At 67.8% G+C, this 23,453-nt stretch carries 23 protein-coding genes and 1 tRNA gene; 8 read left to right on the forward strand and 16 right to left on the reverse strand.

Annotated elements, in window-relative coordinates; translation table 11 throughout:
• Positions 1-3: 3 nt before the first annotated feature.
• Entirely contained in the window at positions 4-495 is a 492-nt protein-coding gene (msrB, locus tag ACFFDA_RS23445) for a peptide-methionine (R)-S-oxide reductase MsrB (RefSeq protein WP_404479674.1), read from the forward strand.
• 75 nt (positions 496-570) lie between these two features.
• Here the strand turns inward: msrB and ACFFDA_RS23450 are convergent, their stop codons facing one another.
• The 4 genes from ACFFDA_RS23450 to ACFFDA_RS23465 form a co-directional block, all read right to left on the reverse strand.
• Positions 571-1,182 carry a PilZ domain-containing protein gene (locus ACFFDA_RS23450; RefSeq protein WP_404479675.1) on the reverse strand — a complete coding sequence of 204 codons (612 nt, stop codon included), beginning with the start codon at positions 1,180-1,182 and terminating at the stop codon, positions 571-573.
• A 186-nt stretch (positions 1,183-1,368) separates the two neighbouring features.
• A tRNA-Leu gene (locus ACFFDA_RS23455) sits at positions 1,369-1,452 on the reverse strand.
• 137 nt (positions 1,453-1,589) lie between these two features.
• On the reverse strand, positions 1,590-1,850 hold the full coding sequence (locus tag ACFFDA_RS23460; RefSeq protein WP_404479676.1) for a hypothetical protein: 261 nt from the start codon (positions 1,848-1,850) through the stop codon (positions 1,590-1,592).
• A gap of 138 nt (positions 1,851-1,988) precedes the next feature.
• The gene (locus ACFFDA_RS23465; RefSeq protein WP_404479677.1) at positions 1,989-2,270 is read right to left on the reverse strand and encodes an integration host factor subunit beta; all 282 of its coding nucleotides are present in this window, start codon (positions 2,268-2,270) and stop codon (positions 1,989-1,991) included.
• A 307-nt stretch (positions 2,271-2,577) separates the two neighbouring features.
• Between ACFFDA_RS23465 and ACFFDA_RS23470 the strand changes: the two genes are divergently transcribed.
• The 3 genes from ACFFDA_RS23470 (at position 2,578) to ACFFDA_RS23480 (ending at position 6,976) form a co-directional block, all read left to right on the forward strand.
• Positions 2,578-4,233, forward strand: coding sequence for a peptide MFS transporter (locus ACFFDA_RS23470; RefSeq protein ID WP_404479678.1), 1,656 nt, complete (start codon positions 2,578-2,580; stop codon positions 4,231-4,233).
• A gap of 62 nt (positions 4,234-4,295) precedes the next feature.
• Complete coding sequence (locus ACFFDA_RS23475) at positions 4,296-5,675, forward strand: amidohydrolase (protein WP_404479679.1); 1,380 nt, start codon at positions 4,296-4,298, stop codon at positions 5,673-5,675.
• Positions 5,676-5,734: 59 nt separating this feature from the next.
• Entirely contained in the window at positions 5,735-6,976 is a 1,242-nt protein-coding gene (locus ACFFDA_RS23480) for an amidohydrolase family protein (RefSeq protein WP_404482856.1), read from the forward strand.
• 210 nt (positions 6,977-7,186) lie between these two features.
• On the opposite strand, the gene ACFFDA_RS23485 is transcribed toward ACFFDA_RS23480, so the two are convergent.
• The 8 genes from ACFFDA_RS23485 to rpe form a co-directional block, all read right to left on the reverse strand.
• Complete coding sequence (locus ACFFDA_RS23485) at positions 7,187-7,510, reverse strand: hypothetical protein (RefSeq protein ID WP_404479680.1); 324 nt, start codon at positions 7,508-7,510, stop codon at positions 7,187-7,189.
• Positions 7,507-9,429 carry a 1-deoxy-D-xylulose-5-phosphate synthase gene (gene dxs / locus ACFFDA_RS23490; RefSeq protein ID WP_404479681.1) on the reverse strand — a complete coding sequence of 641 codons (1,923 nt, stop codon included), beginning with the start codon at positions 9,427-9,429 and terminating at the stop codon, positions 7,507-7,509. The genes ACFFDA_RS23485 and dxs overlap by 4 nt, the downstream gene beginning before the upstream one ends.
• A gap of 159 nt (positions 9,430-9,588) precedes the next feature.
• Positions 9,589-10,050, reverse strand: coding sequence for a Fur family transcriptional regulator (locus ACFFDA_RS23495; protein ID WP_404482857.1), 462 nt, complete (start codon positions 10,048-10,050; stop codon positions 9,589-9,591).
• Between the two features lie 35 nt (positions 10,051-10,085).
• Positions 10,086-10,235: a hypothetical protein gene (locus ACFFDA_RS23500; RefSeq protein ID WP_404479682.1), complete on the reverse strand. Its 150-nt coding sequence runs from the start codon at positions 10,233-10,235 to the stop codon at positions 10,086-10,088.
• A 167-nt stretch (positions 10,236-10,402) separates the two neighbouring features.
• Complete coding sequence (locus tag ACFFDA_RS23505; RefSeq protein ID WP_404479683.1) at positions 10,403-11,002, reverse strand: hypothetical protein; 600 nt, start codon at positions 11,000-11,002, stop codon at positions 10,403-10,405.
• Between the two features lie 180 nt (positions 11,003-11,182).
• Complete coding sequence (gene purH, locus ACFFDA_RS23510) at positions 11,183-12,775, reverse strand: bifunctional phosphoribosylaminoimidazolecarboxamide formyltransferase/IMP cyclohydrolase (RefSeq protein ID WP_404479684.1); 1,593 nt, start codon at positions 12,773-12,775, stop codon at positions 11,183-11,185.
• 314 nt (positions 12,776-13,089) lie between these two features.
• Positions 13,090-14,988 (reverse strand): heparinase II/III family protein, encoded by a 1,899-nt coding sequence (locus ACFFDA_RS23515; RefSeq protein WP_404479685.1) that lies wholly within the window; start codon positions 14,986-14,988, stop codon positions 13,090-13,092.
• Between the two features lie 32 nt (positions 14,989-15,020).
• On the reverse strand, positions 15,021-15,698 hold the full coding sequence (rpe, locus tag ACFFDA_RS23520; protein WP_404479686.1) for a ribulose-phosphate 3-epimerase: 678 nt from the start codon (positions 15,696-15,698) through the stop codon (positions 15,021-15,023).
• Between the two features lie 288 nt (positions 15,699-15,986).
• On the opposite strand from rpe, the gene ACFFDA_RS23525 reads away from it, so the two are divergent.
• Entirely contained in the window at positions 15,987-16,523 is a 537-nt protein-coding gene (locus ACFFDA_RS23525) for a DUF2141 domain-containing protein (protein ID WP_404479687.1), read from the forward strand.
• A gap of 37 nt (positions 16,524-16,560) precedes the next feature.
• Here the strand turns inward: ACFFDA_RS23525 and ACFFDA_RS23530 are convergent, their stop codons facing one another.
• From ACFFDA_RS23530 to ACFFDA_RS23540, 3 genes are read right to left on the reverse strand one after another with little or no spacing between them, the layout of a single operon-like run.
• Positions 16,561-17,325: an NTP transferase domain-containing protein gene (locus tag ACFFDA_RS23530; protein WP_404479688.1), complete on the reverse strand. Its 765-nt coding sequence runs from the start codon at positions 17,323-17,325 to the stop codon at positions 16,561-16,563.
• Positions 17,322-18,251 carry a hypothetical protein gene (locus ACFFDA_RS23535; RefSeq protein ID WP_404479689.1) on the reverse strand — a complete coding sequence of 310 codons (930 nt, stop codon included), beginning with the start codon at positions 18,249-18,251 and terminating at the stop codon, positions 17,322-17,324. The genes ACFFDA_RS23530 and ACFFDA_RS23535 overlap by 4 nt, the downstream gene beginning before the upstream one ends.
• A 52-nt stretch (positions 18,252-18,303) precedes the next feature.
• Positions 18,304-19,347 (reverse strand): diacylglycerol kinase family protein, encoded by a 1,044-nt coding sequence (locus ACFFDA_RS23540; protein WP_404479690.1) that lies wholly within the window; start codon positions 19,345-19,347, stop codon positions 18,304-18,306.
• Between the two features lie 170 nt (positions 19,348-19,517).
• Here ACFFDA_RS23540 and ACFFDA_RS23545 point away from each other — a divergent pair, with 170 nt between their 5' ends.
• Positions 19,518-20,639: a CDP-alcohol phosphatidyltransferase family protein gene (locus ACFFDA_RS23545; RefSeq protein WP_404479691.1), complete on the forward strand. Its 1,122-nt coding sequence runs from the start codon at positions 19,518-19,520 to the stop codon at positions 20,637-20,639.
• Complete coding sequence (locus tag ACFFDA_RS23550) at positions 20,636-21,067, forward strand: HIT family protein (RefSeq protein ID WP_404479692.1); 432 nt, start codon at positions 20,636-20,638, stop codon at positions 21,065-21,067. Before ACFFDA_RS23545 ends, ACFFDA_RS23550 begins: the two co-directional genes overlap by 4 nt.
• Before the next feature lie 83 nt (positions 21,068-21,150).
• Here ACFFDA_RS23550 and ACFFDA_RS23555 read toward each other — a convergent pair whose 3' ends face one another.
• Positions 21,151-21,909: a sugar phosphate nucleotidyltransferase gene (locus ACFFDA_RS23555; RefSeq protein ID WP_404479693.1), complete on the reverse strand. Its 759-nt coding sequence runs from the start codon at positions 21,907-21,909 to the stop codon at positions 21,151-21,153.
• 147 nt (positions 21,910-22,056) lie between these two features.
• Here ACFFDA_RS23555 and ACFFDA_RS23560 point away from each other — a divergent pair, with 147 nt between their 5' ends.
• Positions 22,057-23,412 (forward strand): lipopolysaccharide biosynthesis protein, encoded by a 1,356-nt coding sequence (locus ACFFDA_RS23560; RefSeq protein WP_404479694.1) that lies wholly within the window; start codon positions 22,057-22,059, stop codon positions 23,410-23,412.
• The last annotated feature ends 41 nt before the right edge of the window (positions 23,413-23,453 follow it).

The following is a 23,453-nucleotide window of genomic DNA, read 5'->3' on the forward strand; positions in this document are numbered from 1 at the left end:
GATATGGCTGGATCGAAGACCCGCCGGGAAGCCCTGGCCTGGCTCGGCGCCGGGGCGGCGCTGCCGGTGCTGGCGGCCTGCGGCGGCGACGATGCCGAGGCGAAAGTCTATCCCGTCCACTTCACGGACGAGGAATGGCGCCGCCGCCTCACTCCCGAGCAGTACCGTATCCTGCGCCGACAAGGCACCGAGCGGTCCTATTCGTCCCCGCTCGATCGTGAGCACCGTGCCGGAACCTTCGTCTGCGCGGCCGACGGCAATCCTCTCTTTTCGTCCAGGACCAAGTTCGACAGCGGTACCGGCTGGCCCAGCTTCTGGAAGCCGTTGCCGGGCGCCGTCGGCACCTCGGGGGACTTCGAGCTGGGCATCGGCCGGACCGAAGTGCATTGCGCCCGCTGCGGCGGCCATCTCGGCCACGTCTTCGACGACGGTCCGCCGCCGACCGGCAAGCGCTACTGCATGAACGGCGCGGCGATGCAGTTCCGGCCCGCTTAGAGCGACTTCTCTATACGTAGGATCGGAGCGCCTGATGCGATGCGCTCGGATCGCAAAGCCGCCTCCAGGCGGGCGTCAGGCGGCGGGCTGCATGCGGAAGGTACGCAAGGCCAGCTCCTCCAGGCTCATGATCTGGGCGAAGACAAGGCCATAGGCAGGATGGCGGCGCCAGCACACGGTCGCCTCGAAGGTCGGCAGGTCCTGCGCCTCGAGACGCAGCCGCTGTCCGATCGCGAGGTGGTGGTCGGTCTCGAGGTTGGCGCCCTGGCGCGAAAGGTTGTTCAGTTTCGCGGGGATGGTCTCGCCCGCGACGACGATCCGCGCGGGATGGTTCACCGCAATCCTGATGGGTCGCTTGGGATATGGGCCGGCCTCCGCGATGAAGCGCTGCACGTCGATCGGGTGCACGAAGCGGAAGCCCGCCTCACCACCGTGTTCCCAGACGAGATCGAGGCCGATGCGCGTACCGGTCGCGCTTTCGAGCGCGAGGTGCCCGACGCCCGCCAGCGAATGGAACAGGCGCAGCTTCGCGCCGGTTTCCGAAACGTCGCGCACGATGCACAAGTATTCCGCGCCCCTGGGCGCAACCAGCTTGGCCGCGCGCAACAGAAGCGCGAAGCGCGGTGCGGCGCGCTGGTTGGCAGGCGTCGGGGCGGCGCCGAGGGACAGGCTCTCCCGGAAAGACATGGCGAACGATACCCCCTAGGTACGCGCGCCCGGGTTCGATAGGGCGACCCCGGGAAGTCCGTGCGGCGATGCACGAGCGGATACCTAGTAAATGATACTGTTTCGCAAGTTACTCATTTCTAAACGCAATCGTTTGCGTAGCGACAATGCTGCAAATAAAGATACGAATACTCAGATTTCGGCATGTGGTGCGGGCGGCGGGACTCGAACCCGCACTGGAATCCCAAGCGGATTTTAAGTCCGCAGCGTCTACCATTCCGCCACGCCCGCATACCTAGAGAAACCGTGGTTTTTGCCCTCTAGCGGCCCGCGTTCCGCAGTGCAATCCGGCGTCTGGCAATGAAAAAGACCACGGTAACCGGGAGCCGGCCGCCGTGGTCTCGTTCACTGCCCGCGAGGGGCCCGGGTCAGGAGCCGTTCGACTTGTTGTCTTCGACCGCATTGACCACGCCATAGGTGCCCGCGCCAAGCGCGGCCACGGCGAGGACGACGACGCCCGCGTCCGCCTTGTTCCGAGCCTTCACGCCGGCCGACTTGCGTTCGCCCATGCCTGCGAGGCTGGCGATCTTGCCGGTCGAGGCTGCCGCCGTCGTGCCGGCCTGGGCCGCGACGGGAGCGACGAGCATTGCGGTCGCGGTGAGGGAGAGAAGAGTATTCCTGAGTTTCATACGGCCTCCTTTTTTTGCTGTATGCCGAGTCCGGTTCAATACCATGTCCCGCTCGCACCGAAAGGCTGAAAAAGCAGGATAAGTGCAAGGCTTCCGCTACCGGCCGAGCCCCCACGGCCAGCGGCGGCTACCGGCCGGTCATTCCACGTTGAGGCGGGCGCGCATTTCCTTGCCGGGCTTGAAGTAGGGTACGCGCTTCTCCGGCACTTCCACGCTTTCGCCGGTGCGCGGGTTGCGGCCCTTGCGGCCTTCCCGGTGGCGGGTGGAGAAGGCCCCGAAACCGCGCAGTTCGACCCGGCCGCCGTCGGCAAGGCGCTGACCGATCTCGTCGAAGAACGTGTCGAGGGCGCGCTCCACATCTTCGGTGCGCAACTCCGGATTGTCCCTGGCCAGCACTTGCAGCAACTCGGACCTTATCATCGCGCCATTTCCCCCCAAAAAAATCGACAAACCGTGCCGGAACATAAAATTACGCGCGGGCTGTCCACCGCCTGCCGGGAAAATGCCATTGCCGGCCGCTTCGCGCAATGGGCTGTGTTGCGTGTGCAAAATGACGCAGTTTCGCACGCCTCGTGCGCGCCCACGTCGACCGGCTGCCCATTTACAGCGGCAAATTGCCCGCTAACCTCCGCCCTTTCGTCCGGGCTTTGCGAGAGGCACGGGCGCGGGTCGCATAACAAGGCGCGCCACCAGGCGGCGCCGATGGTCAGGCAAGGGCAGGGACGACATGAAGGACATCGCACTCTGGAACGAGGGGGACTGGATCGCGGCGATCGGCGCGGTGTTCCTCTTCGCCGTCCTCGCGATCGGCGGCTTCATCGCCACTCGCAAGAGCGAGGAGTTCGTCGGGCATCCGCGCGGCCTCTTCGTGCTGTTCTACGCCGAGATGTGGGAGCGCTTCTCCTATTACGGCATGCGCGCCCTGCTGATCCTGTACCTGACCAAGTTCTGGCTGTTCTCGGACGGACCCTCGAACCTGATCTACGGGGCCTATACCAGCCTCGTCTACATCACCCCGGTGCTGGGCGGCTACCTGGCCGACGGTTGGCTGGGACAGCGCAAGGCGGTGCTGTTCGGCGGCATCGTGCTGGCGCTCGGCCACCTGTTCATGGCCTACGAAGGCATGCAGGGCGTCGCCGATCCGGCCGTGAAGCAGGCGGATCCGGCAATCAACGTGTTCTGGTTCGCACTGGCGCTCATCATCGTCGGCTCGGGTTTCCTCAAGGCCAACATCTCGGTCATCGTCGGCCAGCTCTACAAGATGACCGACACCCGGCGCGACGCGGCCTACACGATCTTCTACATGGGCGTGAACACCGGCGCGGCGCTGGGCACGATCCTGGTGGGCTACCTCGGCGAGACGATCGGCTGGTCGTGGGGCTTCGGACTCGCCGGCATCGGCATGGTGCTGGGCCTCATCATCTTCGTGGTCGGCAAGCCCGCCCTGCGTGGCCGGGGGGAGCCGCCCAAGCCGCTCACCAGGAACGGCGAACTGAGCCTCTACGGTACCGGCGCGGCCGCCGTCGTGGTGATCTGGTTCCTGATCCAGTACGTGAACGTCATCCAGAACCTGCTGATCGTCTCGGGCGTGGCGATGCTCGGCTACACTCTCTACGAGGCGTTCAAGCTGCCCAAGGAACCGCGCGAGCGGATGTTCGCGATCCTGTTCCTGATCGGCCTCAACCCTATCTTCTGGGGCCTGTTCGAGCAGGCCGGCGGTTCGCTGAGCCTCTATACCGACAAGTTCGTCGATCGCGGCGGGGTGCCGACCAGCCTCTTCCAGTCGATCAACCCGATCTACATCGTGCTGTTCGGGCCGATGTTCGCCGCGCTGTGGCAGTACCTCGGGAAGAAGGGCTGGGAGCCTTCCGCCCCCGCCAAGTTCGGCCTCGCGCTGGTGCAGGTTGGCCTGGGCTTCCTCGTCTTCGTGTGGGGGGCTGGCACCGGCGATCCGGCGGTAATGACCTCGGTGCTGTTCGTGTTCCTGATCTACGCGCTGCACACCACCGGCGAGCTGTGCCTGTCGCCCGTCGGCCTTTCGGCGATGACCCGGCTTTCGCCGGTCCACCTCGGTAGCTTCATCATGGGCGCCTGGTTCTACATGACCGCGGTGGGCAACTTCGTCGCGGGCAAGATCGGCGAGGCCACCGGCGGCGAAAGCGGCACGATGGACAAGGCGCTGACGCTGGGGATCTACAACAAGATCGGCTGGATCACGGTGGGCGTGGCGGTCGTCGTTCTGGCGCTCTCGCCATTGGTGAAGCGCTGGATGCATTTGGGCACCCTGGGCGACCGTGCCGGCGACCACGACCTTGCGGGCGAGGCGGGGCTCGGCCTCGACGCGCAGGAAGCCGGCTTCCATCCGGGTACCAGGCCGCACTGACATTCCGACAGGGCCTTGCCCCGGGGTCGCCCGGGGCGGGCGATCGAACAGGGGAAACGGTCATGAAGGTATCGACCGCGATGCGGCGCTGGACGTCGCTGCTGGCACTGGGAGCGGCGCTTTCGCTGGGGCCCCAGGCCGCCGACGCGAAGAAGAAGGACAAGGACGCCAAGGCGGGCACGCCCTACGCCTCCACCTACAAGGCCTACCCCGGCCGCCCGACCGCGCTGGTCGGTGCTACCGTCTACGACGGGCGCGGCGGCCGAATCGACAATGGCACCGTGCTGTTCGAGAACGGCAAGGTGGTCGCCGTGGGCGGCGCCGACCTCGCCATTCCGTCCGGCTATGACCGCATCGAAGGCACGGGCAAGTTCGTGACGCCCGGCGTGATCGACATCCACTCGCACCTGGGCGTCTATCCCAGCCCCTCGGTCGACGCGCTGTCCGACGGCAACGAGATGACCAGCCCCACCACGCCCGACGTCTGGGCCGAGCATTCGGTCTGGCCGCAGGACCCGGGCTTCAGTCGCGCGCTGGTCAATGGCGGGGTGACTTCGCTGCAGATCCTGCCGGGCTCGGGCAACCTCATCGGCGGGCGTTCGGTCACGCTCAAGAACGTACCCAGCCGCACCGTGCAGGGCATGAAGTTCCCCGGTGCGCCCTATTCGCTCAAGATGGCTTGCGGCGAGAACCCCAAGCGCGTCTATGGCGAGCGCAACCAGAAGCCTTCCACCCGCATGGGCAACTTCTCGGTCGATCGCCAGGCGTGGATCGACGCGAAGCAGTACATGGAGGGCGACCATGCCGAGCGCGACCTCGGCAAGGACACGCTGGAGGGCGTCCTCAAGGGCGAGATCCTCGTCCAGAACCACTGCTACCGCGCCGACGAGATGGCGCAGGTCCTCGATATGGCCAAGGAGATGGGTTACAAGGTCACGGCCTTCCACCATGCGGTAGAGGCCTACAAGATCGGTGACCTGCTCAAGGCGGCCGACGTCTGCGCCGCCGTCTGGGCCGACTGGTATGGCTTCAAGATGGAAGCCTATGACGGCATTCCCGAAAACGCCGCACTGCTCGCCAAGGCGGGCGCCTGCGTGGTCATCCACTCCGACGACGAGAACGGCATCCAGCGCCTCAACCAGGCCGCCGCCCGCGCGCAGGCTTCGGGCAGGCGCATCGGCGTCGACATCCCGGATGCACAAGTGGTCGGCTGGTTCACCTACAACGCCGCCAAGGCCATGGGCATCGGTGCGAAGACCGGAAGCCTGGAGACCGGCAAGATGGCCGACGTCGTGCTGTGGAACGGCAATCCGCTCTCGGTCTACTCGCGGCCGGAGAAAGTCTGGGTCGACGGGGCGCTGCTCTACGACGCCGACGATCCCAGGCGAAAGCCGGTGAGCGATTTCGAACTTGGCCAGCCCGGTGAAGGAGACGTGAAGTGAAGCGCGCCCTGCTCGCCGCCCTGCTCGCGGCCGCTCCGCTCCCTGTTCCCCTGCCTGCCATGGCGCAGGACTTCGCGATCACCAACGCGACCGTGGCCACCGGAGACGGCGGCGCACCGATCGAGCACGGCACCGTCGTCGTGCGTGCCGGCAAGGTGGTGGCCGCCGGTGCCGGGGTTGCCGTGCCGGCCGGTGTCCAGAGCATCGACGGCACCGGCAAGTGGGTGACGCCGGGGCTGTTCTCCGCCGTCACCGACCTTGGTCTGTGGGACGTCGAGGCGGTCGACACCAGCAACGACAGTTCCGCCGACAAGTCCCCGTTCAATGCCGCGCTCGACGTGAGCCCCGCGCTCAATCCGTCGAGCGAGCATATTGCCGTCAGCCGGGAGGGCGGGGTCACGCGCGCCAGCGTCACTGCGTTCAACGGCCAGTCGATATTCGCCGGGCAAGGCGCGGTGATCGACCTGGGCGCCGATGCCGCGCTGGTGATGCGCCCGCGCGCGTTCCAGTACGTCGAATTGGGCGAGGCCGGCGCACGTCTGGCCGGCGGTAGTCGCGTCGCCGCGCATACGGCCTTGCGCAATGCCCTGCGCGAGGCGCGCGAGGCTTCGGCACTGGCGCCGGGCGGACAGCGGCAGGGCGACGTGCTGCTTACCCGGGCCGATGCGCTGGCGCTCGCCAAAGTGATCGACGGCACCCAGCCGCTCTACGTGGGCGTCGAGCGCGCTGCCGACATCCGCAGCGTGCTGGCGCTCAAGGCCGAGTTCCCCAGGCTCGACCTCGTGCTGGTCGGCGCCACCGAGGGATGGCTCGTTGCGTCCGAAATCGCCGCCGCCAAGGTCCCGGTGATAACCATGCCCATGCGCGACCTGCCGGCCAGCTTCGAGACGCTGGCGGCGACGATGTCGAACGTCGGGCGGTTGAAGCAGGCGGGCGTCAAGGTCGCTATCGGCATGTTCGCCGGCATGGACCAGCCGCGCTATGCGCCGCAGCAGGCGGGCAACCTCGTCGCGCTCACGAAAGTCCCCGGTGCCACCGGCCTTTCGTGGGGCGAGGCTTTCGCCGCGATCACTTCCGTGCCGGCGGAGATCAGCGGGTTCGGCGGGAAAGCGGGGGTGCTGGCCCCGGGCGCGGTGGGCGACGTTGTGGTGTGGGACGGCGATCCGCTGGAGCTTTCCTCGGCGCCGGTGGAGGTGTGGATCGACGGCGTGAAACAGCCGCTGAGCAACCACCAGAGCCGCCTGCGCACGCGGTACAACGATCTGGACGAGACCTATCTGCCCAAGGCCTACGTCTGGTAGGAGCGCCAGTCCTCCCTGTCGCCAAGCGATGGAGAGGCGTAGGGCTGGTCTCAGCTTATTGCCGTCTCGCCGAAAGGTGGGTGCGGCCGGCCAGCGGTCTCCGGGCCAAGCCGGGAAGGGCGAAGGGATAGGCACCTCGCCAGGCGACTGCACGCGCAATGACGACGTCAACGGGACTAGGGGCGACGGCTCCAGGACGTCCCCGCTGCTTCAGGGCTTCAGGCCATCCTTCATGGCCTCGTCGATACAGGTATTGATGAAGTCCATGTCGGCGGTGATGGGGATCAGCAGGTAGCTGATTTCGCGCTGCTCCGGCTTGATGCCGGCGTCCTGAGCCAAAAGGTCGCTTCGTTTCGACCAGTAGTCGTAGACGATCCGTCCCCAACGCTGCCTTGCCGGATTCTCGGTGAACACGGCAGGCAGCATCTGGGTATGGACGCGGCATCGCGCGGCATGGTCGAATGCGACCCTGGCCGGCGTTGCAGCCGCTTCCGGAGCTTGCGCCAGCAGCAGCATCGCTGCCGCCGCGATCAAGCCCGCGCCTCGTTTACCCCGGCGCTGTTGTGGCGCAGGGCCTTGAGCACGGTATCGACGATCTGCGGCGCGTTGAGGCCGGCTTCATCGTACTGCGCCTCGGGCTTGTCGTGGTCCTGGAACACGTCGGGCAGGCGCATGGTGCGGATCTTGAGGCCGGCGTCGGTCAGGCCCTCGTCGCTTGCCATGGTGAGGACGTGGGCGCCCAGGCCGCCGATCGAGCCTTCCTCCACCGTCACGACGACGTCGTGGCTGAGCATCAGGCGGCGGATCAGGTCGGTGTCGAGCGGTTTGGCGAAGCGCAAGTCGGCGACGGTGGTGGGCAGGCCCTTGGCGTCGAGCAGGTCGGCGGCCTTGAGCGCTTCGCCCAGGCGCGTGCCGAGCGAGAGGATGGCGACTTTCGAGCCTTCGCGCACGATCCGGCCCTTGCCGATCTCCAGCACTTGCGGCTGGGCGGGCAGTTCCAGGCCGATGCCGTTGCCGCGCGGATAGCGGAAGGCGATGGGGCCGGCGTCGTAGCACGCGGCGGTGTGGACCATGTGGACCAGTTCCACTTCGTCCGCCGCCGCCATGACGACCATGTTGGGCAGGGTGGCGAGGTAGGTCACGTCGAACGATCCAGCGTGAGTCGCACCGTCGGCCCCGACGAGGCCGGCGCGGTCGATGGCGAAGCGCACCGGCAGGTTCTGGATCGCGACGTCGTGGACGACCTGGTCGAACGCACGCTGCAGGAAGGTGGAGTAGATCGCGCAGAACGGGCGCATCCCCTGCGCGGCGAGGCCGGCGGCGAACGTCACGGCATGTTGTTCGGCGATGCCGACGTCGAAGCTGCGTTCGGGGAACTGCGCTGCGAACTTGTCGAGTCCGGTGCCTGAGGGCATCGCCGCGGTGATCGCGCAGATCGTCGGGTCGCGTGTCGCCTCGACGGTGAGCGCCTTGGCGAAAACGCCGGTGTAGCTGGGCGGGCCGGCGGGGGCCTTGGCCTGCTCGCCGGTGACCACGTTGAACTTCTGGACGCCGTGATACTTGTCGGCGGCTTCCTCGGCCGGGCCGTAGCCCTTGCCCTTCTTGGTGACGACATGGACGAGGATGGGACCTTCGCCGGCGTCGCGCACGTTTTCCAGCACCGGCACCAGCGCTTCGAGGTCGTGGCCGTCGATCGGGCCGACGTAGTAGAAGCCCAGTTCCTCGAACAGGGTGCCGCCCATCGCCATGCCGCGGGCGAATTCGTCGGTCTTCTTGGCGGCGAGATGCAGCGGGCGGGGCAGCTTGCGCGCGAACTTGCGCGCCAGTTCGCGCAGGCCGAGGAACTGTCCGGAGGACACCAGCCGCGCGAGGTAGGCCGAAAGGCCACCCACAGGCGGCGCGATCGACATGTCGTTGTCGTTGAGCACGACGACGAGGCGGTTGCCGGCCTCGCGGGCGTTGTTCATCGCCTCGTAGGCCATGCCGGCGCTCATCGCGCCGTCGCCGATCACGGCGATGCCGCGGCCGGGCTGGGCCTTGATCTTGTTGGCGATCGCAAAGCCGAGCGCTGCAGAGATCGAGGTGGAGCTGTGCGCCGTGCCGAACGGATCGTATTCGCTCTCGGACCGCTTTGTGAAGCCCGACAGGCCGCCGCCCTGGCGCAGGGTGCGGATTCGGTCGCGCCGGCCGGTCAGGATCTTGTGCGGATAGGCCTGGTGGCCGACGTCCCAGATCAGGCGGTCGGCCGGCGTGTCGAACACGTAGTGGATGGCGACGGTCAGTTCGACCACGCCGAGGCCGGAGCCCAGGTGGCCGCCGGTCTGTCCCACGGCCGAGATCATCTCGGTTCGCAGTTCGTCGGCGAGCTGGCGCAGTTGCGCGGGCTTGAGCCTGCGCAGGTCTTCGGGAGTCGAAACAGTGTCGAGCAAAGGAGTGGCCGGAGTGGCGTTCATTGCCCGGGCCCTACACCTTTGCGGCGTGTGTGTCGATTGACGGCGTTTGTAATATAGGCCTCTATTGACGACGAATTGCACGAGCAAAGGCATTGCCGTGTCGATCGTTGCTGCCGTTCGTCCGATTGCTTTCGTGCCGACCGGCTGCGAACCGATGGCTCAGCTACAGTCGGAGCAGATGCCACGCAGTTCGACCACCGGGCGGACTTGCGCGAATCCGGCGCTGCGTGCGGCGGCGACGAGGGCGCCGGTCAGCTTGTCGTCGTCGATGTGGACCGCCTGTCCGCAGCTGTCGCAGATCAGGAAGATGCAGTCGTGCTGGCAGCCGGGGTGGCTGTTGGCGACATAGGCGTTGGCGCTTTCCACCCGGCGTGCGAGGTTGGTGCGCACGAACAGGTCGAGGATACGGTAGACGCTGTTGGGTGCGACGCGCTTGCCGCGCAGGCCCGATACGCTTTCCGCCAGGTCGTACGCGGAGGCAGGGCGCTCGCGGTCGGCCAGCGCCGAGAAGACGTCGGCGCGCATCTCGGTCCACTGCTCGCCCGCTTCGACGAGCGCGTTGCGCGCCTCGTTTACGAGGTTGGCGCCGGAATGTTCGTGGTGGTCGTGATGCGCGGACATGAAGCCCATATGGGACTTCGTTCGGTCCCGCGCAATCAGTGCGTTTCGGCGGCCTGCGCGGCGGGCGCGAAGTCATCGGCCAGCGGCGAATGCCCGCCCAGCCCCATCACGCCGAGCACCAGCAGCGCCCCGCCGGCGAAGCCGAGCGCGAAGAAGCGGTAGAAGTCGGCCTTGAAGAGTCCCATGACGGTCTTTCGAAAATTTCAGCGGGTGACGGGCCTGTGCCCGGTCGGGAATTGCGTGGGGCCCCAATGGTCAAAAGTGTCTTTCCGTCCAGTGAACGTTGGACGAAGCGAGTTCATTCTTCGACGAACCGTTGACCTCATGCGGTGAAGCGCTGAAACTTTAGCCGTCACCGACCATAAGCTGCAACAAACAGCGCCGGTGCATCGCCGCGATCCGCAGCGCACAACGCGATGCGGAACTGGCGCCAGCCGTTGAAACCGTCGGCTTCGTAGATCGCCGGGGAAGGACAGTCGGTGCCCGGTGCGCGGCGGGTTATCCCGGGCCTCGTCGGGCGCATCCACCAGCCGTCGAGGCCGTGCCGGATGCCGCGCAAGGCGAAGGAGTCGGCGGTCATGGTGGCGTGGGCGAACCCGGGCAGGGCCATGATCCGCGCCCGTTCGGCGGGCGTGGGGTCGAGGCGCAGCAGCACTTCGCGAGTCGGGCCGTCACCGAAGGCGTCGAACAGCATCCTGTCGCGCGCGGGAACGGGGCCTGCGCCGAACAGCTCGGCATGGAGGGCGCCGTCGTCGGGTGCGAAGAGCGAAGCCGCCAGCGACAGCAGGGCGAGCGCGAGGACGGGCAGGGTCGCGCATCCGAAAGGCAGGGCGACTGCCGCGAGGGCGCTGCGGGGAGAGCGCAGCTTGCCGAGCCGCAGCAGGACCGCGGCGACCGTCATGCCGGCAAGGAAGAAGACGACAACCACGGGGCCGAACCAGATCACCCACATGGTCGCTCGTCTCCTTTTCCGCGCCGTGCGGGCAGCGCCGCCGTGGATGCCGCTAGGGTGCGACCATCCACGCGGCCGTCATTGCGTGGCCTGAGGCGGCGCGGCGATCCCTGGCGCCGTTACTCCGGCTGGATTGCTGCGCCACGCTCGCAATGACGAAGTCGCGGGTCAAGAGGCCCCTCAGTGCTTGAAGTGGCGCATGCCGGTGAAGACCATCGCCAGGCCGGCCTCGTTGGCTGCGGCGATCACTTCGTCGTCGCGGATCGAGCCGCCCGGCTGGATGACCGCGGTGGCGCCCGCCTCGGCCGCGGCCAGGAGACCGTCGGCGAAGGGGAAGAAGGCGTCGGAGGCCACCGCCGAGCCGACCGTGCGCGAGGCGTCCCAGCCGAACTTCTCGGCCGCTTCCGCCGCCTTCATTGCGGCGATGCGCGACGAATCGCGACGGTTCATCTGGCCCGCGCCGATGCCGGCGGTGACGCCGTCCTTGGCATAGACGATGGCGTTCGACTTGACGTGACGCGCGACGGTCCAGGCGAACAGGCAGTCGGCCAGCTCGCGGTCTGTGGGCGCGCGCTCGGTGACAACCTTGAGATCGTCGAGGCTAATCGCCCCGGCATCGCGGCCCTGGACCAGTAGCCCGCCGGTGATCGGCTTGACGGTGAGGCCGGCGCGGCGCGGGTCGGGCAGTTCGCCGGTCAGCAGCAGGCGCAGGTTCTTCTTCCTGGCGAAGAAGGCGCGGGCTTCCTCGTCGGCATCGGGGGCAACGACGACTTCGGTGAAGATCTGGCAGATCGCCTCGGCGGTCGGCCCGTCGAGCAGCGTGTTGACCGCGACGATGCCGCCGAAGGCGGAGACGTCGTCACAGGCGAGCGCGCCCTGCCAGGCTTCGAGCAGGCTGTCGCCCTGGGCGACGCCGCAAGGGTTGGCGTGCTTGACGATGACGACGGCCGGCTTCTGGCCCTTGAATTCGGCAGCCAGTTCGAAGGCGGCGTCCGCGTCGTTGTAGTTGTTGTAGGACAGCTCCTTGCCCTGGACCTGCTCGGCCTGGGCCAGGCCCGGCGTGTACGGGCCGACCGGCGTGTAGAGAGCGGCCTTCTGGTGCGGGTTCTCACCGTAGCGCAGCGTGGTGTTCAGTCGGCCGTTGACGCTGATCATCTCGGGGAATTCGAGGCCCTGGTCGACGGTGGCGAACCACTGGCTGATCATCGAATCGTAGGCGGCGGTCTGCGCGAAGGCGCGCGCGGCCAGCAGCTTGCGGAAGGGCAGGGTGGTGGCGCCGTCGGTCGCCTCCAGCTCGGCAATGAGGGCGGCGTAGTCCGCAGGGTCGGTCACGATGGTGACGAAGGCGTGGTTCTTGGCGGCCGAGCGAACCATCGAGGGGCCGCCGATGTCGATATTCTCGATCACTTCGTCGCGGTCCGCGCCCTTGGCGACGGTTGCCTCGAAGGGATAGAGATTGACGACCACGAGGTCGATCGCGCCGATCGCGTGCTCGGCCATGGCGGCGGCATGCTCGGGATTGTCGCGCACGGCGAGGAGGCCGCCGTGGACCATCGGGTGCAGCGTCTTGACGCGGCCGTCCATCATCTCGGGGAAGCCGGTGATCTCGGAAATGTCCTTCACCACGAGCCCGGCCTCGCGCAGGGCCTTGGCGGTTCCGCCGGTTGAGACCAACTCGACGCCCCGCGCGCTCAGCACCTGGCCGAGTTCGGCAAGGCCGGTCTTGTCGGACACCGATAGCAGGGCGCGGCGAATCTGGACGGAATCGGTCATTAGGCGGGCTTTCCTTGGCGAAACGGGCTTTGCGCGGGCCTTTAGGCTCCCGGGCACGGGGGGGCAAGGGCAAGGGTCGGCACGGGCTCGTTTCGGCGCGGCGGGGAAATAGCGTTAACAGCGCAGGTGGCGCGAGCGGGCTTATGGATCAAGCGCAGCATTGGATAACCCAAATCGTGCTGCGAAAAGGAGGCGATTCCTAATCGAAGCCGATTGACGATCCTGAGCATCACGGCCTGTTTTGCTTCCACGACCCTCAACTCGATAGCGCCGGGGTCGCGAAATTCAATGGGAGTGCCGCAACCGGTTCCCCGTCAGTTCATCTTCTTGAGCAGCCACCCGAAGGTGCCGCCGCCGCGCGAGACCATGCCCTGGATGACGAGTTGTTGCGTCGCCTGTGGGCGGCCCTGACCGTCGACCCACAACGAATCCTCGACCGTCACCTCGCCGCCTTCGGCTCCGCCGCCCGAGCGGAACTGCCAATAGCTGCCGTCCGGCAGCGACAGGCCGGCGCCCTGGCCATCGGCGGTGAGATTGACGTCGACTTCGGGGCCGAGATGGAAGCGAATGGCGAAGCCTACCTTGCCGCGCTTGCCCTTGCGTCCGGACGGCAGCAGCAGGTCTTCGCCGCGCAGTTCGGTGCCGTCGTCGCGCAGCAGCAGGATACGCTGGTGGGTTAGGCCATAGCGGGTCGCATAGCCGTTGTGGCTGCCGTCGAGCCGGGTCGCGGCGGAACCGTTATCCTGGGGCAAGGTCTTGCGATCGATGGCGATCTCGGTGACCCCGGAGCCGATCATGCCGCCGATCAGGACCGCGGTGGAATTGGCATCGTCGAGCGTGAGCGTCGAGTGCGCAGCCGTCGCGCGCAGGCCCTGTTCGAGCCGGATCGGCACGAGACCGCCACCACTCGCCGCGCCGCCGCAGTTGACGACGAGACGATGGAGTCCGTGGGAAAGCTCGAAGGCGAGCGTCGAGGCGCAGCCGAAGCGGGCATGGGCCGGCATCGGCGGCGGGGCCGCGTCGAACTGCAGGATCGACTTCTGCGCGACGACGCGCTGGTAGCCCCACTGGCGCACGTCACGCAGCGGGCGGGTGCGCACGCCGCTGGCCCGGACCAGGCCTTCGACGTCGTCGGCCGATACGGCCCAGCCGCCCTGCCAGGACCCGAGCCCGCCATCGCCGTGGGTGAGGGCCAGAAGCGGCGGCACCAGCAGTTCGACGACGCGTTCCACGGACGGCGGAGTATCGCGACGCGTGGCGTGGTAGCAGTTGCGCAGCCGCACCAGCAGCGCGATCGCTTCCATCTGCGCCAGCGGGCTGCGCGCCAGGACGCCGCCATCGTCGCCCATCAGCTCGCCCAATGCCTTTATCAGCCCGGCCTCGCCGTAGAGGCGGCGCGGGCGGCCGTCGGGAAGCAGCAGTCCAGCGCAGACGATGCCGACCCAGCCGGCGACTTCGGCGAGGGCATCCTCGGCGTGGCCGACATGGCGGTCGAGCCAGCGGGCCGTCGCGGTGATGTGCGCCAGCGTGCGGAGGCGCAGCGCCTTGTCGCCCGAAAGGATCAGCGGGGCGTGGGCGATCCAGTTGGCCAGGCGCGCGCCGGTATTGCCCACGCTCCAGGCCGGGCCCTTGCCGGGCTTTCCGGGTGGCTTGGGATTGGCCTGCAGCCAGGCGGTGAGGATGCGCTCAGCCACTGGCGCGCCTTGTTCGCGAGGGGCGCAGGCTTCCAGGTCCGTCAACCAGGAAAAGGAATGCACCACCTTTTCCAGCGGCGGCGTGACCCGCTGGGCGCCGGCATAGTCGACCTGGGCAACCGGGGTCTTGGCACCGTGGACGAGGAAGTGGCCAGCCCGGATCGCGGTGCCCGCGGCGCGGCTGCCGGGCAGGGTGTTGTTGACCGTCGCCAGCAGCCGTGTGCGCGTCTTCTTGCCCATCGGGGCAGACAGCATCGATCCCGGCACGCCCATGCGATAGGCCATGCGGATCAGCTTTTCGCCGACGCTGGCGGCAGGCGGCGAGAAATCGACCAGCGCGAGGGCCCGGCCGGGTTCGATGTGGCCCGGCTCGATCACTTCGGCGTGGTGCACCGGGCCATGATGCCCGGGCGCCGCGGGTCTGGGCGCGCCTTCGGGTTCATTCGCGCTGTCGTCCACCACACCCTCCTCGGCCACTTGCGACAGGGGAATCGCCCGGGACGGGTCCGGGTTCCGCATCGCAGGTTGCGGGCGGGTGTCGACGCCCACTTCTATACCGGGTCCGCGGGCGCCAGGCCCTTGAGCGTCCGGATGTTGGCGGCATATTGCGAGGGACCCCCGCGGAAAGTGGCCGATCCCGCGACCAGCACGTCGGCGCCGGCCGCCACGCACAGCGGCGCGGTCTTGGCATCGACCCCGCCGTCGACCTCGAGCCGGATCTCGCGGCCCGACTTGTCGATCATCTTGCGCACCGCCTCGATCTTGCGAAGCTGGCTGGAGATGAAGCTCTGGCCTCCGAAGCCGGGGTTGACGCTCATGATGAGGACCAGGTCGATGTCGTCGATCAGGTAGTCCAGCATTTTGGCCGGGGTCGCCGGGTTCAGCGAGATGCCCGCCTTCTTGCCCAGGTTCCGGATCGTCTGCACCGTGCGGTGGACATGGGGGCCGGCTTCGGGGTGGACGGTGATGTAGTCCGCGCCGGCATCCGCGAAGGCTTCGAGGTAGGCGTCGACCGGAGAGATCATCAGGTGGACGTCGAACACCTTGGCGCTGTGCGGGCGCAGGGCCTTCACCACGGCCGGGCCGATGGTGATGTTGGGCACGAAGTGGCCGTCCATCACGTCGACGTGGATCCAGTCGGCACCGGCCTCGTCGATGGCGCGCACTTCCTCGCCGAGCCGCGCGAAGTCGGCAGACAGGATCGAAGGGGAAATCAGGGGTATTGTCATGGCGAAGTAACGATAGCTCCTCTGGTATGCGAATACGCCACTAGATCTTGGGGCGACAAGCGCTGGGAGGGCCGTTTTCCACACGCGATATTGCGTCAAGGTGGTCCTCGGGGCGGCGCGGACGGTTTCGGCCGGGCGTGGCTTTCCGGGGGCGAAACGGAAAATTCAGTAAGCATTCACGGCGCTTCCGGCATCCGGGCGGCATGAAACGGGTTCATTGCATGTCCTCCCCCCGCCGGGTTGAACGCCTGTAGCCTGATGCCCGCAAGCTCATTACATGGAAGCGAAATGACCACGACCAATCCCAGGGGATCGATCGCAATGCCCCATCGAACGTCCGCCGTCCTGGCCCTCCTCGCAGCCGCCGGACTGGCCGCGCCGGTGCCTGCGCTGGCCGAGCGCCGGGACGACTACCGCAACGAGATCCGCAACGAGATGGGCCGCTGCTCGAGCGAGAAGGGGCCGGCGCTGCTGGTGACCGTGGACGGCGTCAAGGCATCGTCCGGCACGCTGCGCGTCCAGTCCTACCGCGCGACGTCGGGGGAATGGCTGCAGAAGGGCAAATGGCTCTCGCGGATCGAGGTGCCGGCGCGGGCGGGCACCATGACTTTCTGTGTGCCGGTTCCGTCCTCGGGCACTTACGGCGTGGCCGTCCGCCACGACGTCAACGGCAACGGCGAAACCGACATCCGCACCGACGGCGGCGCTATGTCGAACAACCCTTCGATCAACATCTTCAACCTGGGCAAGCCGAGCTATACCAAGGTGGGCGTGCCGGTAGGCGGCGGGGTCAAGTCGATCCGCATCCAGATGAAGTACATGTAGCGAAGCCCGGAGCGTCGTCCCGGGGTCAGGCCGGGGACTACCGTGCGCGCCCCTCGATGATCTTGCGGGCATCCACGAGGTCGGAGGGCTTGTCCACGTCCACCGCAGCAAGACCGTCGCGCGCGGCCACGAGGCTGGCGTGGATGCCGATCTTCGTGCCCAGTTTCGCGATCGCCCCGGCCAGCGTCAGGCGGCCCAGCGCGTAGCCGGCCAGCATGCCCAGGCCCAGGCGCGCGGCAATCCGCCAGGGGCGCTTGCGGTCCGCCTCGACCATCTTCCAGGTATCGATGGCAAGGCCGGCATGTTCGGTGGCGAGCAGGAACAGGTTGCAGCCGGACCAGTGCCCGTCGGCGAAGCGCAGGTAGGTGCGCCGGCTGCCGGGCATGGCCGCCTCGATCGTATCGCGGCGTGCCAGCAGGATCGCGACGTCGCTACCGTCGGGGGTATCGGCCAGGAAATCGCGCACCCATCGGCCCTGCAGCAGGGCATGGTCGCTGGTGGTGACCAGGAGCGGCGCTCCCAGCGCCTCCAGGCCGATGGCGACACTTGCACTGGGGCCCGCGCCGGTCGCCAGGACCTCGCAGCCGAGCCGGATGGCGAGGTCGCGTACCTCGGGGTCGCTGGCCGAGACCGCGATCCGTTCGATCCCCGCATCGTTCAGCGCCGCGACGACATGCGCCAGCATCGGCCAGCCGGCGATCTCGACCAGCGACTTGTGCGAGACACCCTCGGCCGCGGCGACCGGGTCCGGCGCGCCTGGGCGCGAGCCGGCGAGGACGAGGGCGGCCGGGCGCGCCTTCATGCCTGCGCCCGCTTGGCCAGCGCCTTGCGGCCGCGCCAGACCTGCCACAGCACGCCGGGCGCACTGAGCACCGGATGCCGCTCGCGCCACGGGGTCATCGCCACCGGCACGCCGGTGTGCCGCTCGATCTTCCAGGCGGCATAGCGCGCCGCGCCTTCGAACGTGGTGGAGGCCTTGAGCAGGCGCAGGACATTGTAGGGCTTGCCCAGCCTCTGGCGGCGCTTCCACCATCCCAGCGTCCGCCCGCGTTCGCGCTCGTCGATCCCCGGCCGGATCGCACCGTCGCCACTGCGGGAGAACGCAATGTTCCCGGCAGCCAGCGCCAGCGGCAGGAGGCCATCGAAATGGGCGCGGTTGGCGGCCAGGATCGAATCCTCGCGGCCTGCCTTCTCGACGCGGAATTCCGCAGCATACGTGGCCCGGAACAGCGCCCGCCAGTAGTCCTCCGGCGTGCCCGCGTCGGGGCCGAGCGCGATGGCGAGGCGGGCGGCGGTGCGGGCGGCCCCCGCCACGGCATCGGCGATCAGCGTGCCGGCGGCGGCGTCGCGCTGCCAGGCGAGAGCGCTGGGCTGGACGAAACGGGCCCAGATCGTGGTGTCCAGCCGTTCCCCGGCGGCGGCGGCGCGGAAGGTCTCCAGCGCCATCGTCGCCACCTTGGCGCGCAGCGGCACGCCTTCGTGTACCCATTCGTGGTAGCTGACGCGCGGCCAGATGCGTTCGACCTGCGGGCCGGGCAGCAGCACGTAGAAGTCGAGCACGCCCTCCAGCGAACCGGTGCGCAAGTTGGAACCGTAGAACAGCACGCCGAGCGCGCCTTCTTCGTGCGCGAGCCGCTGTGCGAAAGCGCGCACGGGCGGCACAACGGGACGTGCGAGCGCGCCCGCGATGCGGTCATCGAGCCTGTCGTCGGGGAATTCGTCGCTCATGTCGGCGTGCATCGGGCAGGCTTGCGGCAATTACAAGCCTTCAGGGCGTGGCTCAGGGCACCACGAAGTTGATCTGCGGCCCTTCGTCGAGCACGTAGCGCCCGGCCGGGAAAGCTTCTCCATCGAGGATGAAGGAACCGCCGATGTCGAGGTCGATGTCGTTCGCGCTGAAGCGCTTGGCGCCGTTGCGGGTCAGGAACTTGCCCTGGAGGCCGAACATGATCGCCGGCAGCAGCGCGACGATCCAGCGTACCGGCGAATCGATCACCGCCAGCTTGAGGCCCGGTGCCGGGTTGCGCCCGAATGGCCGCGCGCCGAGCGGGAAGCGCTCGAACGTGGTGGCGAACGTGAGGAAGCGCTCGTCGGCGCGGCCGCGCCCGTCGTAAGGCAGGTGGCGGCCGCTATGGCGGTCGACGATGCGGGTCGGCGTGGAGGCACGCCAGATGTTGCCGGTGCGGCCGAACAGGGCGCCGACGATGGCGGCCAGGATCGAGAGACCCACGGCAAAGCTGTTGAAGGCGCCGCGGCGGTGGGCTTCCTGGCCCGCTTCGGTGGCGAGCGCGAAGATGCCGGTGCCCAGCACGAAGCCCTGGACGCAGCGTCCGGTGCCGTCCTTGGGCGAAAGGCGCAGCGGCCGGCGGGCCAGCGTACCGCGACGCTGGGCGGCGGCGAGGGCCTCGGCCAGCGACCAGCGGTTTGGCAGGCCGAGGTCTACCGCCAGCGCGTTGGTCTTGCCCTTGGGCAGGAGGATGAAGGTCGGCCAGTCGTCGCCGAAGATGTCGGCGCCGCAGGACAGCACGTCGCGCACGGTGCCGTCGCCGCCGTCGACTACGAGGTAGTCGATCCCGCGGCGCGCGAATTCGGCGAGCGTGTAATGAAGTTCCTCGCGCGTGCGGGGCGTCTGCGTCAGGATGTTGGAGCAATCCGCCATCTCGGGCGCAAGGCCCTTGTTGCGATGGCTGCGCGGATTGCGCACGATGCCGACGAGCGGCACGGCGCGGCCACGCCGGGCAGGTCGCACCGTGCGGGCGCCATCGCGGCGGCCAAGCTCACCGAAGATCGGCAGCGTCTCGAATTCGTAAATGCTTCCGTGCACGGACGCCTATGTAGTGTCGCCCGCCCGCAAAATCATTAGAAAACATGCTATGACACATTAAAGTTACAGTTCGATGGCAGATGTTGCCGCCCCGCAACGCGCGGCGTCGCGATTGCCACTCCGTCCACTACCGATTACGGGCTGCGGTCATGGTGCAGGAAACAAAGGCAATGCCGGTCGCAACGATCGGCGAAAATCCCGTGAAGCTCTGGGGGCTGACGATAGCCCGGCGGGTGGAGCGCATCGCCCGGGCGGCAGGCCTCGATCCCGTGGCGGCGGCACCGGCCGGGCCGGCGATCCTGTCCAATGCGGCCCATGCCTGGGACCCGGCGTGGTTTGCCAACATCACCGACCGGCCCGGTGTCGTCCTCACACTCGGCGGGATTCCGGCGCTTGCCCATGCCGCCGATGGGGGCCAGACCGCACGAGTCGCGCAGGCCATGGCCGAGGGCCGGCCGCTGGCCGACACCTCCGGCCTCGAGGTGATCGCCTTCGAGGCCGGCCCGACGATCGAGAACAAGCAGTTGCGCAAGCGCGAGACGCCGTTCCTGATGCCGCTGACGCCGGCGACGGTGCGGCCGATCGAGCGGGCCAGCTACTTCGGCGCCTACAAGGGCGTGACCGACCTCCTGACCAAATACCTCTGGCCCGAATGGGCGCTGGCACTGACACGGATCTGCGCGAAGCTCGGCATCACGCCCAACATGGTGACGACCGTCGGCGCGGCGTTTTGCGTGGTCGCCACGGTGCTGTTCGCCTACGGGCACTACTGGGCCGGAATGGCGACCGGCCTGGTGTTCATGGTGCTCGACACCGTGGACGGCAAGCTGGCGCGCTGCACGATCACCTCCTCGGCCTGGGGCAACGTGTTCGACCACGGCATGGACCTCGTCCATCCGCCGTTCTGGTGGTGGTTCTGGGCGACCGGCCTCGGCTTCTGGGGCCTGGCCTACGATCCCGCGACGTTCTGGTGGGTGCAGGGCGCGATACAGGGCGGCTACCTCGTCCAGCGGCTGATCGAGGGCGTGTTCATCCGCCAGGCCGGCATGCACATCCACGTCTGGCGGCCGTTCGACAGCCGGTTCCGCCTCGTCACCGCCCGGCGCAACCCCAACATGGTGATCCTGTTCGTGGCGATGGTGTTCGCCCGGCCGGACCTCGGGCTCGTCGCGGTGGCCTGGTGGACGGTCCTGTCGTGCCTCGTCCACGCGGTGCGGCTGGTCCAGGCCTGGATCGTGCTGGCCAGGGGCGGTACGATCACGTCCTGGCTGTCGGAGGGCCTGACTGCATGAACGCGACGATCGAGAAGTTCGGCTGGCCTGCGAGCCTGGTCGCCGAGTTCGCGCACTGGGTGGTGCTGGCCCGGCCCGCGCAGCCGACGCTGGGTTCGCTGGTCCTGGCGGCCAGGAGCGAGGCGACCGCATTCGGCGACCTTCCGTCCGAGGCCCATGCCGAGCTGAAGATCGTCACCACCGCGATCGAGGCGGCGCTGGGCGAGGCGGTAGCCTATTCCCGGCTCAACTACCTGATGCTGATGATGGTGGACCCCCACGTCCACTTCCACGTCATCCCCCGCTACGAAGGCGCGCGCGAATGGCAGGGCCGCGAGTTCGTCGACTGCGGCTGGCCCAAAGTGCCGGACCTCGGCCATGCGGTAGCACTGGAGGGTGAAGACCTCGATGCGCTCGTAGCGTGGCTCAAAGGCTATTTCGCGGGCTGACCATCGTCGTCCCGGGCGCGACCCGGGACCCGCTTACGGTCCCTGCTCAAGTCCGGGACGACGATCTTGCGCCGATGGGATCGTCACGCCCAGGTGTCGGTCAGCCTGGTCGCGATCTCGATGTCGTTGAGGAAGTCGACTTCGGCCCAGTCCAGTCCCTCGATCGAGACGGTGCCGACCTTGCCGGTGGGTGCGATCGAATCGATCACCTTGAGATACCAGTGCTGTACGCCCTCTGGCGTGCGCATCGCCTTGCGGACGGTCTCGCGGAACAGGTCCACACCCTCGCCGCGGAAGGCAAGGAAACCGATCGACTCGGCGTTCGACTGCGCCGCGGTGAGCGTCTTGCCGATGTGGACGAGGCGGCCGTCGGCTTCGCGCTCGACTTTCATGTCGTCGCTGTCGTAGCCGTCGGCCTTGACGTCGACGGTCACCGTCACCGGCCAGGGGCGGCCATCGGGACCCTGAGCGCCTTGCTGGACCCGGCGTACGATGTCCTCGGAAACCAGCGTGTCGCCGTTGAGGATCAGGAAGTCGTCCCGCATGGCGTCGCGCGCGATCCAGCACGAGCCGAGGTTGTCCGCCACCTTGAAGAAGGGATTGAAACGGATCGCGATTTCCACCCGCGGGTCGCGGATGGAGGCGAGGTGTTCCTCCAGCATGTCGGTCATGAATCCGGTGACCACGTCGATGCGCTTGACCCCGGCGCGGGCGAGCATCTCGATCTGCCACTCGATCAGCGAGCGGCCCGAAAAGTCGATCAGGCACTTGGGCCGCTCTGCGGTGAGCGGGAGCAGGCGCGAGCCTTGGCCGGCGCTGAGAAGGATGGCGTGTTCTATCATGGTTCAGGTTCAACCTGCTTTGGGGGAGCGGCGCCATCTAGCGATTGCGGCGCAAAAGGCAAAGCTCTGGCGGGAGCTGGCACCTGATCCATCCCAACTACGAGTGATCCCTTGCAAGTGACAGCCCTGTCGTCCAAATGCACCCCGATGCCCGCCAAACGCGACCGCCAGGAGAGCGCCTCTCCATTAGGGCGGATACTCCAGAACACGGCCTGGCTGCTCGGCGGCAAGGGATTCGGCGCAATCTGCGGCCTTGCCTATCTGGCGATCCTGACCCGCACGCTCGGTCTCAAGGACTTCGGCCACTTCTCGCTGATCTTCGGCACCGCGCAGGCGCTGACCTCTCTCGCGGGGTTCCAGACCTGGCGCGTCGTCGTGCGCTACGGCACCGAGCACCTGCACAACAAGGACTGGGACAAGTTCGGTCGCCTCGGCATGCTGTGCGGCATGCTCGACGCGGTCGGCGCCACGATCGGCTGCGTGCTGGCGGCGATCATGATCTACGGCTTCGCGCATATCCTGGAACTGAACCCCGGCTATGTCGACGTCGCCTTCTGGTTCTGCTGCGGTTCGCTCTGGGCGCTCGTCTCCGCGCCGACCGGCATCGTGCGCGCGCTCAACCGCTTCGACATGGCGGTCTACGTCGAGGCCATCGTCCCCAGCGGCCGACTTGTCGCCGCGCTTGTCATCTGGGCGACCGGCCCCAGCGTCGGACGGTTCCTGGCGGCCTGGGCGGCGATCGATATCCTAGAGGCCATCCTCTACTGGATCATGGCGCGGCGGCTGTGCCCACAGGCGGTGCGGGTTTCCAACTTCAGCAAGTGGCGCATGGCGCTCGAGGAAAATCCGGGCGTCACGCGCTTCTTCCTGATTACCTATGCGGGATCGACCATCGATGCGGCCATGAAGAACGGGCCGCTGCTGGTCGTCGGCGGCTGGGTGGGTACCCGTGCGGCGGGCCTCTACCGCCTCGCCTCGCAGCTTTCGCAGGCGCTGAGCAAGCTTTCGACCCTGCTCACCCGCTCGGTCTATGCCGAGGTCGCTCGCGTGCGAGTCGCCTCCAAGGCGGCCGAGTTCCGCAAGCTGGCGTTGCAGACCAGCCTCATCGCAGGCCTGGCCGGCGTCGTGGTCGTCCTCATCGCGATCTTCGCGGGCGAGCAACTGCTGGCGATGATCGGTGGCGAGGCCTTCGAAAGCGGCGCGGGCATCCTGGTGCCTTTGGCCATCGCCGCCAGTTTCGACCTTGCCAGCGTGGCCTTCGAGCCCGTGCTGCATGCGACCGGGCGAGCCCGGCTGTCGCTGGTGGCGCGGCTGATCGCGGTCGTGGCGCTCGGCTTCGGGCTCTGGCAGTTCATCCCGATCGGCCCGAGCGGTGCGGCCTGGGCCGTGGCGCTGGCGGGGGCTGTGTCCTACGTCGCCATGGGCGTGATGGCCTGGCGCACCCTGGAAAAGGTCGAGGCCGGCCAGATCGCGGTCGGCATCGACGACGAACCGCTGGGCTGACCCGACTCCGGGCCCGGACGGGAACCGCGACGGGCTCGACA

Origin of the sequence: Novosphingobium sp. BL-52-GroH (assembly GCF_044813085.1) — a bacterium.
Classification (GTDB): Bacteria; Pseudomonadota; Alphaproteobacteria; order Sphingomonadales; family Sphingomonadaceae; genus Novosphingobium.

Bases quoted from the DNA above. Each gene is read 5' to 3' on its own strand.
- msrB (WP_404479674.1), top strand. From the start codon at position 4: ATGGCTGGATCGAAGACCCGCCGGGAAGCCCTGGCCTGGCTCGGCGCC.
- ACFFDA_RS23450 (WP_404479675.1), bottom strand. From the start codon at position 1,182: ATGTCTTTCCGGGAGAGCCTGTCCCTCGGCGCCGCCCCGACGCCTGCC.
- ACFFDA_RS23460 (WP_404479676.1), bottom strand. From the start codon at position 1,850: ATGAAACTCAGGAATACTCTTCTCTCCCTCACCGCGACCGCAATGCTC.
- ACFFDA_RS23465 (WP_404479677.1), bottom strand. From the start codon at position 2,270: ATGATAAGGTCCGAGTTGCTGCAAGTGCTGGCCAGGGACAATCCGGAG.
- ACFFDA_RS23470 (WP_404479678.1), top strand. From the start codon at position 2,578: ATGAAGGACATCGCACTCTGGAACGAGGGGGACTGGATCGCGGCGATC.
- ACFFDA_RS23475 (WP_404479679.1), top strand. From the start codon at position 4,296: ATGAAGGTATCGACCGCGATGCGGCGCTGGACGTCGCTGCTGGCACTG.
- ACFFDA_RS23480 (WP_404482856.1), top strand. From the start codon at position 5,735: ATGGCGCAGGACTTCGCGATCACCAACGCGACCGTGGCCACCGGAGAC.
- dxs (WP_404479681.1), bottom strand. From the start codon at position 9,429: ATGAACGCCACTCCGGCCACTCCTTTGCTCGACACTGTTTCGACTCCC.
- ACFFDA_RS23495 (WP_404482857.1), bottom strand. From the start codon at position 10,050: ATGTCCGCGCATCACGACCACCACGAACATTCCGGCGCCAACCTCGTA.
- ACFFDA_RS23500 (WP_404479682.1), bottom strand. From the start codon at position 10,235: ATGGGACTCTTCAAGGCCGACTTCTACCGCTTCTTCGCGCTCGGCTTC.
- ACFFDA_RS23505 (WP_404479683.1), bottom strand. From the start codon at position 11,002: ATGTGGGTGATCTGGTTCGGCCCCGTGGTTGTCGTCTTCTTCCTTGCC.
- purH (WP_404479684.1), bottom strand. From the start codon at position 12,775: ATGACCGATTCCGTCCAGATTCGCCGCGCCCTGCTATCGGTGTCCGAC.
- ACFFDA_RS23515 (WP_404479685.1), bottom strand. From the start codon at position 14,988: ATGCGGAACCCGGACCCGTCCCGGGCGATTCCCCTGTCGCAAGTGGCC.
- rpe (WP_404479686.1), bottom strand. From the start codon at position 15,698: ATGACAATACCCCTGATTTCCCCTTCGATCCTGTCTGCCGACTTCGCG.
- ACFFDA_RS23525 (WP_404479687.1), top strand. From the start codon at position 15,987: ATGACCACGACCAATCCCAGGGGATCGATCGCAATGCCCCATCGAACG.
- ACFFDA_RS23530 (WP_404479688.1), bottom strand. From the start codon at position 17,325: ATGAAGGCGCGCCCGGCCGCCCTCGTCCTCGCCGGCTCGCGCCCAGGC.
- ACFFDA_RS23535 (WP_404479689.1), bottom strand. From the start codon at position 18,251: ATGAGCGACGAATTCCCCGACGACAGGCTCGATGACCGCATCGCGGGC.
- ACFFDA_RS23545 (WP_404479691.1), top strand. From the start codon at position 19,518: ATGCCGGTCGCAACGATCGGCGAAAATCCCGTGAAGCTCTGGGGGCTG.
- ACFFDA_RS23550 (WP_404479692.1), top strand. From the start codon at position 20,636: ATGAACGCGACGATCGAGAAGTTCGGCTGGCCTGCGAGCCTGGTCGCC.
- ACFFDA_RS23555 (WP_404479693.1), bottom strand. From the start codon at position 21,909: ATGATAGAACACGCCATCCTTCTCAGCGCCGGCCAAGGCTCGCGCCTG.
- ACFFDA_RS23560 (WP_404479694.1), top strand. From the start codon at position 22,057: ATGCCCGCCAAACGCGACCGCCAGGAGAGCGCCTCTCCATTAGGGCGG.